The sequence below is a fragment of the Polaromonas sp. P1_G2 genome, from assembly GCF_056405515.1.
This window is the reverse complement of the sequence record NZ_JBFUBY010000146.1, coordinates 1-10,305: the sequence shown is the minus strand read 5'-3', so window position 1 is coordinate 10,305 and position 10,305 is coordinate 1. Positions and strand designations below refer to the sequence as shown.

At 65.0% G+C, this 10,305-nt stretch carries 10 protein-coding genes; 4 read left to right on the top strand and 6 right to left on the bottom strand.

The genetic code is table 11. The features are described 5' to 3' along the window. On the top strand, positions 1-657 hold a 657-nt coding region (locus tag AC1D0P_RS15440), incomplete at its 5' end, for a hypothetical protein (RefSeq protein ID WP_477677550.1). Positions 658-663: 6 nt separating this feature from the next. Here the strand turns inward: AC1D0P_RS15440 and AC1D0P_RS15435 are convergent. From AC1D0P_RS15435 to AC1D0P_RS15425, 3 genes are read right to left on the bottom strand one after another with little or no spacing between them, the layout of a single operon-like run. Beyond that, positions 664-858 carry a hypothetical protein gene (locus AC1D0P_RS15435; RefSeq protein WP_477677549.1) on the bottom strand — a complete coding sequence of 65 codons (195 nt, stop codon included), beginning with the start codon at positions 856-858 and terminating at the stop codon, positions 664-666. A gap of 54 nt (positions 859-912) precedes the next feature. Next, positions 913-1,239 carry a hypothetical protein gene (locus AC1D0P_RS15430; RefSeq protein ID WP_477677548.1) on the bottom strand — a complete coding sequence of 109 codons (327 nt, stop codon included), beginning with the start codon at positions 1,237-1,239 and terminating at the stop codon, positions 913-915. Positions 1,240-1,271: 32 nt separating this feature from the next. Continuing rightward, complete coding sequence (locus AC1D0P_RS15425) at positions 1,272-1,697, bottom strand: response regulator transcription factor (RefSeq protein WP_477677547.1); 426 nt, start codon at positions 1,695-1,697, stop codon at positions 1,272-1,274. Between the two features lie 260 nt (positions 1,698-1,957). Between AC1D0P_RS15425 and AC1D0P_RS15420 the strand changes: the two genes are divergently transcribed. After that, the gene (locus AC1D0P_RS15420; protein WP_477677546.1) at positions 1,958-2,275 is read left to right on the top strand and encodes a hypothetical protein; all 318 of its coding nucleotides are present in this window, start codon (positions 1,958-1,960) and stop codon (positions 2,273-2,275) included. Positions 2,276-2,375: 100 nt separating this feature from the next. Further along, positions 2,376-4,550 (top strand): catalase, encoded by a 2,175-nt coding sequence (locus AC1D0P_RS15415; RefSeq protein ID WP_477677545.1) that lies wholly within the window; start codon positions 2,376-2,378, stop codon positions 4,548-4,550. An 8-nt stretch (positions 4,551-4,558) separates the two neighbouring features. Here the strand turns inward: AC1D0P_RS15415 and AC1D0P_RS15410 are convergent, their stop codons facing one another. The 3 genes from AC1D0P_RS15410 to AC1D0P_RS15400 all read right to left on the bottom strand — a co-directional run bounded on the left by AC1D0P_RS15410 (position 4,559) and on the right by AC1D0P_RS15400 (position 9,651). Then, positions 4,559-7,075, bottom strand: coding sequence for a penicillin acylase family protein (locus tag AC1D0P_RS15410; RefSeq protein ID WP_477677544.1), 2,517 nt, complete (start codon positions 7,073-7,075; stop codon positions 4,559-4,561). Between the two features lie 92 nt (positions 7,076-7,167). Beyond that, on the bottom strand, positions 7,168-8,103 hold the full coding sequence (locus AC1D0P_RS15405) for an FHA domain-containing protein (protein WP_477677543.1): 936 nt from the start codon (positions 8,101-8,103) through the stop codon (positions 7,168-7,170). A 120-nt stretch (positions 8,104-8,223) separates the two neighbouring features. Then, positions 8,224-9,651, bottom strand: coding sequence for an aldehyde dehydrogenase family protein (locus tag AC1D0P_RS15400; protein ID WP_477677542.1), 1,428 nt, complete (start codon positions 9,649-9,651; stop codon positions 8,224-8,226). A 361-nt stretch (positions 9,652-10,012) separates the two neighbouring features. Between AC1D0P_RS15400 and AC1D0P_RS15395 the strand changes: the two genes are divergently transcribed. Then, on the top strand, positions 10,013-10,305 hold a 293-nt coding region (locus tag AC1D0P_RS15395; RefSeq protein ID WP_477677541.1), incomplete at its 3' end, for a hypothetical protein.

Genomic DNA, 10,305 nt, shown 5'->3' with positions numbered 1-10,305 from the left:
CCTTTTGCCACGGTCAGCGCCGCCTTCAAAAGCCCCAGGCGCTGGTGCGAGATGCTGATATTGCATATCAACACCAAGTACTGCCACGCCAGTTCCGACGACAGCCCGAGCACGCTGAACATGAACATCGGGAAAAAAACCGAGCAGGAACTGGGAGATGCCTTTGCGCTTCAGTTCAAGTACCAGCTGGCCGCCAGTTCGCCCGACTACCTCGCGGCGAACCTGAGGTCGGACAAGGGCCCCTTGGGCACCAAAGATTACCGCATCGAACTGCAGGCTGTGCCGCTTCCGGACGGCAAGACCTTTATGCACCTGCGTTATTCCTACGGCTACGGCGTCGCCAGCCGCCTGGCCATGCAGGGCTACCTGGCCACGGCCGGCAGCGGCAAGGTCGGTTTCACGCGGGTGCAACGCGGCTCAACCGCCGGGTATGTCGACGGCATGCGCGGCACCGTGGAGCGCAACACCATGCGCTATTACCTGGCCATTGAAGCCTACCTGGCCTCACTCGACAAGCCGCCGGCGCAGCAACTCGAGGCGCGGCTGCAGCACTGGTTCGACGCGACCGAGCAGTACGCGCGCCAGCTCCATGAGGTGGACAAGGAAAGCTACCTGGTCATGAAGCGCGCCGAATACCAGCGCCAGCAGGCATCCTGACTTCCTCTAGGTGGCTTGCGGCGGCACATTGATGCCGGGTTCTCGAATGGGAAGCGTGGGTTCCGGCGGCGGGGGATCGGTGATCTCGGGCGGCGTGCCGGGCTCAGGGGGAATGATCAGCGGCGGAACCTCGTTCGGCACGTGAATGCCCGGTGTTCCGGGTGGAGGCTGGGGAACGGGAACGTGAAGATGCAGGGGCATAAAAATTTCCTTGGATTCCGTGAATTTCCTTGAGTCGAGGGCCCCGCCCCGGCCTCATTTCAGCCGGAACGAGCGCAAGGGCTGGAGCCGGCCGCGCAGCCGCGAGCGAAGGACCAGCATGGCCAGCGCGCCGGCCGCGGCGGCCAGCAAGGCCGACTGGCAAGGCCGGGCCGCGACATGGGCACCGACGGCCCGGGTGAATGAAGAGCTGGTGCGGCCGCCGTTGCGGGCAAAGGTGGGAGCCTGGCCGGACAGCGGCCGCGGCATCGCGGCGCCGTTGCCCTGCCCTTCCACCAGCACCGCCTCTTCCGCCGTCTGGAAAACGCCGTCGTCAAGCCGCCGCGGTCTGGTATCGAGAGGCTGAGCGGTGGGCGTGCTCATGGTCCGGTCCTGGTGGATGCGGTGTTTTCGGCTTACGCGGACTGCAGCGTGGAGGCCCTGGAGTCGTCGTTCGCCGCGGGGTCCAGCTTGCGGCTCTGGGTCAGGCAATAGGCCAGCAGGCAATCAATTTCCGTGGACTTGTCAARGACCGCGTCCACGCCCAGTTCGGCGCAGCGCATGCGCATCTCGCGCGTGGCGTAGTTGCTGAACACCACGATCTTCTGGGCGGGTTTTCGGTCGCGGCAGGCCTCGAGGATCCTGAGGCCGCTGCCCTGTTTGAGGAACAGGTCGACGATGGCCAGGTCCCACTGGGCGGCGTGGTGCGTCAGCCATTCGGCGCCCTCGTCTTCGGTCTCGCAGGTGCCGACGGCTTCAACCGGAGCCAGTTCTTCCAGCGTGCTGAGCAGGTTGTCGCGGATGGTGGGATTGTCCTCAACGAGGTAGGTTCGCATTTTCATGATGTGTGCCAATCCGCAACAGCGGCAAATAGGGATGGAATGTTCATCAATTTACGCGGCAGGTTCACGCCTTGATGCCGGAAGGTTGAGCGTGCCCATGTAGGAGAAAGGCCAACCGGCGCGCAAAAGCCTGAGCGAACACCGGTGTTCGCGGGCAGTAAGCGTCGTCTTACGCAAGGAGCAGAAAGGCCTTACACCGCCCACCGGCATCGGGCTACCACCCCGGCGCCCAGGCGCCCCTATCGTCCATGCAGCACCTGATGACGAAGCACCTGATGACGATTCACCCACCACAGGAAACCACCACCATGAAGCTGATGGCCGGACTTTTGACAGGCATGGCCGCGGGGCTGCTGACCGCCTGGCGAATTCATGCCAATCCCCGCGATATCGACCTGCTCCACGCCTTCCTGACGGTGCTGGTCTGCGCGGCGGGCCTGTTCCTGGTGTCCATGGCCTTGCCGGACAGCATCGCGGAAATCCTGCAGGAGTTCATGGCCTGGTGCCTGGCCGGCACGGTCGCCGCGCTGGGCCTGCTGGCCTCGGTGAAGGTCCTGGAAGGCCTGCTCGACAACTGATCGCCACGCGGGAGCGCTTCCCGGTGTTTCGCCCTTACGTCCTGTAACCGCCCGTGGCCCCAAGCCCCAGGCGGAGTTTTTTTTATAACAAGGATTTTTCATGCCGCCCTCCAAGCGCAGCACTTCCCCCCCTCACCGGAACACGGACGGCGCCAAAGACAAGAAGACCCAGCTCGAAAGCTTCACCGCGGGCATCGCCCCGGTGCTGACGACCAACCAGGGCCTGCAGTTTCCCGACAACCACAACTCGCTGAAAGCGGGCGTGCGCGGCCCGACCCTGGTGGAGGATTTCATCCTCCGCGAAAAAATCACCCACTTCGACCACGAGCGCATTCCCGAGCGTGCGGTGCATGCCCGTGGCGCGGGCGCGCACGGCTATTTCAAGCCCTACAAGTCCATGGTGCAGTACACCAGCGCGGGCTTTTTGCAGGATCCAGATGTGGAGACGCCGGTCTTCGTGCGTTTTTCCACCGTGGCGGGCTCCAGGGGCTCGGCCGATACCGTGCGCGACGTGCGCGGTTTCGCGGTGAAGTTCTACACCGCCGAAGGCAACTACGACCTGGTCGGCAACAACATCCCGGTCTTCTTCATCCAGGATGCCATCAAGTTTCCCGACCTGATCCATGCGGTCAAGCCGGAACCGCACAACGAAATGCCACAGGCGGCCAGCGCCCACGACACCTTCTGGGATTTCGCCTCGCTGATGCCCGAATCCACGCACATGCTGATGTGGGCCATGTCGGACCGCGCCGTGCCGCGCAGCTTTCGCATGATGGAGGGCTTCGGCGTCCATGCCTTTCGCTTCATCAATGCGCGCGGCGAATCCTTTTTTGTGAAGTTCCACTGGAAACCCAAGCTGGGCGTACACGGGCTGGTCTGGGACGAGGCGCAGAAAATCGCCGGCAAGGACCCGGACTTCCACAGGCGCGACCTGTGGGAGGCGATTGAAAGCGGCAACTTCCCGGAGTGGGAACTCGGCGTGCAGATCGTCGACGAGGGCAAGGAAAGCGAGCTGGGCTTCGACATCCTTGACCCGACCAAGCTGATCCCCGAAGCACAGGTGCCGGTGCAGCTCATCGGCAAGATGGTGCTCAACCGCAACCCGGACAACTTCTTCGCGGAGACCGAGCAGGCCGCCTTCCACCCCGGCCACCTGGTGCCCGGCATCGACTTTTCCAACGACCCGTTGCTGCAGGGCCGGCTGTTCTCGTACACCGACACCCAGCTGTCGCGCCTGGGCGGCGCCAACTTCCATGAGATCCCGATCAACCGGGCCGTGTGTCCCATGCACAACTTCCAGCGCGACGGCATGCACCGCCAGGCCATCGCCAAGGGCCGGGTCGCCTACGAACCCAACACGCTGGGCAGCGGTGCCGAGTACCGGGTAGACGGCGGCGCGCAGGGATTCCAGTCCTACCCCGAGCAGCTGGAGCCGCCGAAAATCCGCCGCCGCAGCCCCTCTTTTGACGACCATTTTTCGCAGGCCGCGCTGTTCTGGAACAGCCAGAGCGCGCCGGAAAAAGACCACATCGTGGCGGCCTTCCGCTTTGAGCTGTCCAAGGTGGAGGTGCCCGACATCCGCCAGCGCATGGTGGACAACCTGGCCCATGTGGACCTGAAGCTGGCCGCGCGCGTGGCGGCCCCGCTGGGCATCAAGCCGCCCGACGCCAAGGCCGCGGCCGGCAGGCTGGGCTTTCGCGACCACCGCATCGTGGTGAAGGTGGAAGAAGACCCGGCCCTGCGCATGGTGGGCCGCCCGGGCGGCAGCGCCAAAACGCGCAAGGTGGCCATCCTGGTGGCCGACGGGGTGGAGGCCGCCGCGCTCAAGCGCCTGCAGCAGGACCTGCTGGACGCCGGCGCCCAGTGCAAGCTTGTGGCGCCGCACCTGGGCACCGTGAGCACCTCATCGGGCCGGCAACTCACTGCGGACCATACCTTCAGCAACATGCCCTCGGTGATGTTTGACGCCGTGCTGATTCCGGGCGGAAGCGAAAGCGTTGCCACCCTGGGCGCCATGGGCGAGGCGGTGCACTTCGTGCTGGAGGCCTACAAGCATTGCAAGACGATTTGCTCCGTGAACGACGGCGCGCAGCTGCTGGCGACCCTGGGCTTCAGCCTGGGCAGGGATCCGGAGGCGGTCAGCGTGCCCACGCCCGGTGTCATCATCGCCGACGCGCGCAAGGTGATGGACGGCCAGGTGTCGCAGGATCTCCTGGCGGCGATTGCGCTGCACCGCCACTGGGACCGGCTCAACGTGGACGCCATCCCCGCGTAAAACGCGTCTTACGGACGCAGTGTGAGCTGGTGCGCGAAGGCCGGAGGGTTCATCTGCAAAGGCCGGTATTGCACGGCGGCCCAGCTGTCCCGCATGTCGCGGTAGCGGCCGGAAAACACCAGGCCGCTCTGCCCGGTCTGGTAGATGAAGCGCGAGTTTTCGGGGTCACCCATGTCGTAGATAGCGCGTAGGGACGCGGCCTGCCGGTTGGCAAAGGGCGTGGCGTCGCCCGTGGCCCAGTACTGGCCGACGTTGACGGTGAAGGTGTCGCCGCCGGTGGGCACGCGCACGTCAAACCAGGGCGCCAGCCAGGCCACGTTGCCGAAAGGCTTGTGCGCCGAGAGGGCCGGATGCGCCCTGCCCCAGGTCCAGCTGCCCATATCGGTGCCGTAAGCTGTCTGCAGGCGGTCCAGCGCGCGCAGCAGCGCCGCCGCCGATTGCGCCTCGCAGCCGGCCGCACCGCACCAGTTGCCGTCCTGGCGCTCCAATACATCTTCCAGCGTGCTCCTGAAATGGCGCTTGCCATAAAGCGGCCTGAACGTCGCCTCGCCGAGCTTGCCGCCCACAATGCCGCGCGTGAGTTCGTCGGCCCAGGCGGCGAACACCAGCGGCGCGGCCTGGTCGGCGCGCATGACGCCGTCAAAGCCGGCCATAGCCTTGCGCGTGGCATCGGCCAATGGATGCTTCACCGGTTGCGCCAATGTTTTCTGCAGGAAAGGCAGCAATTTCACCGTCGCCGGTGACAGCTGGTCGGCCTGGATTTTCTGCATGGATGCCACGTCATGCCTGGGCGTGGCAGCCAGCAACTGCTCGATGCGGTTGTGGCGGTAGGGCACGGTCCAATCCTGGCCGATGAAGAAAGGATAAGCCGGCGGCGTGATGCGCTGGTTGGCCGTCGCCCACCAGCCCCTGGCCTCGATGGCGGCGCGGCCGGCTTCGGGCGTTTGCGCGTAAGGCAGCCAGCCAGCCCAGTCGTAACGGACATCCCATCCCGGCGAAGGGGCGATGCCGCGAATGTCGTTGTCGGGTTTGCGCAGCGGCACCTTGCCGGCGGCCTTGAAGGCCACGCCGCCCGCGACGTCGGCGGTGACGACGTTTTGCATCGGCGAGTGGTAGGCCGCGAAGGCATCCACCAATTCCTGGGCCGACTGGGCACGGTTGGCCCGCAGCCCGGCCAGCACCGTCTGGTTGTCGTCGTCGAGCGCGCTCCAGCGCAGCGCGAGCACATATTTGCGGGTGTCGAGCAGTTCGGCATGCGATTTCTGCACGTCGCTGAGCACCGGGCCGTGGCGGCTTTCGCGCACATCCAGCACCACGTCGGGTTGGCCCTTGACCTTGATGGTTTCGCGGCGGGTTTCGAAGTCGGCCCAGGCCTCAGCCTTGGAAGCCCCGGCGGACGGGATGCGGTACTGCCGCGGGTTGGCCGGGTTGACCTGCTCGAGGTACAGGTCCTGCACATCGGGGGCGGTGTTGGTGAAGCCCCAGGCCATTTTCTGGGTGCGGCCCATGACCACAAACGGCAGGCCTGGCAAGGTCGCGCCTATGACGTCCAGCCCGGTGTCATTGCCACCGGCGGGCGCCTGCAGGCGCGCGAAATACCAGACGGCCGGGGCCGACAGGCCCAGGTGCGGGTCGTTGGCCAGCAGGGGCTTGCCGCTCGCGCTGTGCGCGCCGGCCACCACCCAGTTGTTGGAGCCCTTGCCTTCCACCTCGCCCAGTGCCCCGGCCCAGCCGTTAATGCCTTGGGCCATGGCGACGGTTGCGGGGGCCGGGCGGCTGCTTGAAACTTTTGGGGTGGCGGGAAGGTCGGTGCGGTACACGCCGAGATCGGCGTAGAGCTTGCTGAAATCCGCCCTGGAGGCCGGCTGCTCGCCGGGGTATGGCGGAAACAGCTGCCAGAGTTCGGGGGTCTTGAGCACGCGGGCGGCGGACAGACGGGCGAATTCGGTGCCCCAGTTGCCGCTCAAATCCAGCGCCATGATCAGCGACCAGGCCAGGCTGTCGGTGGGCGACCAGGCCACGCCCGAGGCGCCGCCGGGCTTGACGCCCAGGATCTGGAACTCGGGAGACAAGGCCTGCGATGAACCGGCGTAAAAAGCGTTGATGCCCTCGCTGTAGGCCTGCATGGCCTCGCGCCCCTCGGCGGGCAGGCCCTGCCATTGGCGCTCGGCGGCGCGCGCCACGCCCAGCGTGCGCAGCAGCTTGTCGGTGTCCAGCGTGGCCGGGCCGAACACCTCGGAGAGCTCACCGTGCATCACGCGCCGGTTGAATTCCAGCTGCCAGCCGCGCTCCTGGGCATGCACATAGCCGAGGGCGAACCAGGCGTCGCGCGGCGACTGGGCCTTGATGTGGGTGACGTCGGCCGCATCGCGCGCCACGCTCACGCGGGCCCGCAGGCCGGCAGCCTGGAGTTCGCCATCGAGCGCGGGTGTGGCGCGGTAAATATAGATGCCGGCCGCCGCCGCGGCGAGCAGAAGCAGCGCGGCCAGGGCGGCTAGAACGCGTTTGAACCAGGCCAAGATCATGTTCCCATCAAGTCGCCGTGCGGATCGACGGCAAAGGCGATGAGCCCGTAGCGGACTCTTTGACATCCCGCACCCGGCAGGATGAATGCAGCTTATTTTGTCTGCAAGTGCATTTTGCCGTCGGCGAACTTGAAACTGACGGTGGGCACCGTGAAATCCTCAAAAGGAGCGCCCAGCGCGATCTCGCCTTCGAGCAGCAGCACGCATTCCTGGCGGCGCAGTGCCACCACGGCGGTRCTGTCGGAAAAGCGCACCCAGGTGCCGTAGCTGCTGACGTCTTCGAGGAAGAACTGGCCGGCGCGCCATTCAATCCTGGCATGCCTGCGGGAAACCCGCGGATCCTGCACCACAAAATGCGCGTCCTGGTCGCGCCCCAGGAAGATGGGCAGCTCGGTCGAGGCGAAGGCCGTGTTGATGTCCAGCCAGCACAGCTCTATCAATGCCTGGGCGGCAGCCCGCCGGGCGGGCGGCGGCTCCGTCAGGGTGGCGGGCACCGTGAAAGATTCCGACATGACCTCGGCCTGCCATTCGATGCGGTGCACCAGGCAGGCTTCGGTGCGGCCGCGTATTTCCAGCGCGCCCAGGCTTCGGGAGCGCACCAGCGTGTCGGAGGGAAGTTGCCGGATGACGGCGTCGGTGGCCAGGATCTGGTCCGGGCCGGACAGGTCGCTCAGGCGCGAAGCCAGGTTGACGGCGTCACCGAAGCAGTCGCCGTCTTGCTCGACGATTTCACCGCGCGCGACGCCCGTTTGCAGGCGCATCTTGAGTTGGTCGGGCCAGTTGCGGATGCGGTCGCGGTGGACCCGCTGGAGTTCGGTGACGGCATCGACGGCGTCGGCATTGTCGGGAAACACGACCAGCACGCCGTCGCCCAGGTATTTCACGACGTGGCCCCGGTAGGCCTGACAGACCTTGCCTATCCACTGGGTCAGTCGTGTGATGGCCTGGGTTGCCTTGGCATTGCCCAGCGACTCAAAAACCCCGGTGCTTCCTGTGAGATCGGCAAAAACGACGGTAACTTCTGCCATAAATCGATGTAACTGCTTGTAGTTCTGGCGCCATTAAAACATAAGTACACATGGAACTTATGACAAACGGCAGTCGGCTCGGCGGTTTTGCCCAGGCACCGGCCGGGGCGGCCCGGAAATTCAGCTCGCGCTGGGCTTGAGCTGCATGGCCTTGAACTCCAGGAACTCCTCAAAGCCGTACACGCCGTTTTCGCGGCCATTGCCCGACTGTTTGTAACCGCCGAACGGGGCCTGGCCGTTGAAAGGCCCGCCGTTGATGTCCACCTGGCCGGTGCGCAGGCGGCGCGCGACCTTCATCGCGTGCTCGTCGGTGCCGCTCCAGACGGCGCCGCCCAGGCCGTAGATGGTGCTGTTGGCAATGGCCACAGCGTCTTCTTCGTCTTTGTAGGGGATGACCACCAGCACCGGGCCGAAGATTTCCTCCTGGGCCAGCGTGTCGGTGGGCTTGATGCCCAGGATGGTGGGCTGGACAAAATAGCCCTTGGCGATGGCGGGCGCCTCGGCGCCGCCGGCGATCACGTCGGCACCCTCTTCGATGCCGGTGCGGATGAAACCCAGCACGCGGTCGCGCTGCGAAGCGCTGACCAGGGGGCCGAGCTTGCTGCCCTCTTCCAGGCTGGGGCCTACGCTGAATTTGGCGACGGCGGCCTGGGCCAGCGCCTTGACTTCCTCATAGCGGCCGGCCGGCACCAGCAGGCGGGTGTGGGCCGAGCAGGTCTGGCCGCTGTTGAGCATGCAGGCCGACACGGTGCCTTTGACGGCGGCCTCAAAATTGGCGTCGTCCAGCACCACGCTGGCCGACTTGCCGCCCAGTTCCAGCGCCACGCGCTTGATGGACTGGCTGGCCAGTTCGCTCACGCGTTTGCCCGCGCGGGTGGAACCGGTAAAGCTCACCATATCGACTTCCGGGTGCGTGGCCAGGACTTCGCCCACCACCGGGCCCATGCCGTTGACCAGGTTGAACACGCCGGGCGGCAGGCCCGCCTCGTGGATGATCTCGGCCAGGATCATGGCGTTGACCGGCGCAATTTCGCTGGGTTTGAGCACCACGGTGCAGCCGGCCACCATGGCCGGCGCGATTTTCAGCGTGATCTGGCTCAGCGGGAAATTCCAGGGCGTGATGCAGCCCACCACGCCGATCGCTTCGCGCACCACCAGGGAGTTGCCGACCTGCTTTTCCCATTCAAACTGGCGCGCCACCTTGGCGAAATTGCCCCAGTGCCAGGCCGGGCCGCCCACCTGGACGGCACGCGCCATCTTCAGGGGCATGCCCACTTCGCGGGCAATCGCCACGGCCAGGTCCTCGGTGCGCGCCTTGACGCCGGCCGCCACCTTGTCGAGGTAGGCGGCGCGGGTTTCGACCGGCAGGGCTGACCAGCCGTCGAAAGCCGCGCGGGCCGCCAGCACGGCGGCTTCAGCCTCCGCCGCAGTGCCGGCCGGCACCGTCGCCATCAGGGCTTCGGTGCTGGAATCGTGGACGGGCAGGGTTTCGGAGGACTGGGCCTTGACCCATTGGCCGTTGATGTAGTGCGCGGGGTAAACGGTCATGGCGGTCATTTGTGTGCTCATAGCGGTCCGGGGAGGGCCTGAAGAAGGCCCGAAAAGAGGTGAATAATGCCGAAAAAGGCCAGGAGTGACTTTCGGCTCACAGGTGAAATTGCCTGTAGGCCTAAAGATTTAAACAATGTTCAATTCCAGAATCGACATGACATCTAGTTACTAACTCCTTGATTCATTTGTTGTTTTGCGTTAACCATTTCACACAAAACACCTTGCATATCCTTAGATGTCGTCTTAATCTAACAGAAGACGACGTTCCATGGGAACGCAGATAAATACCCACGGGATGCTCCGGTAGAAAGTTGTGAAATACATGCGCTGGTTAAAACCGAATATCAAAAGCAGCTTCATGGCACTGCTGGGGTCCGGCGAGGTCACGCCTTCCATACTGGAAGACCGCACCGAGGACATCCGCCAGTTCATCCTCGACGAACTCGGTGAATTCGGCGAAAAGCACTATCCCAAGATCACCCGCCGCGTGCGTTATGCCCAGGATATCCAGGGCCTCTGGTACACCCGCGGTGACGTGATGGCAGTGTTGGCGGCCATGCACGGTGAGACCATCGCCCGTGAAAAAGTCAGCCGCATCAGCGACAAATTCAAGGGCATGCTGCCTCGCGGCCTGAGCTCGCGGCCCAGCCC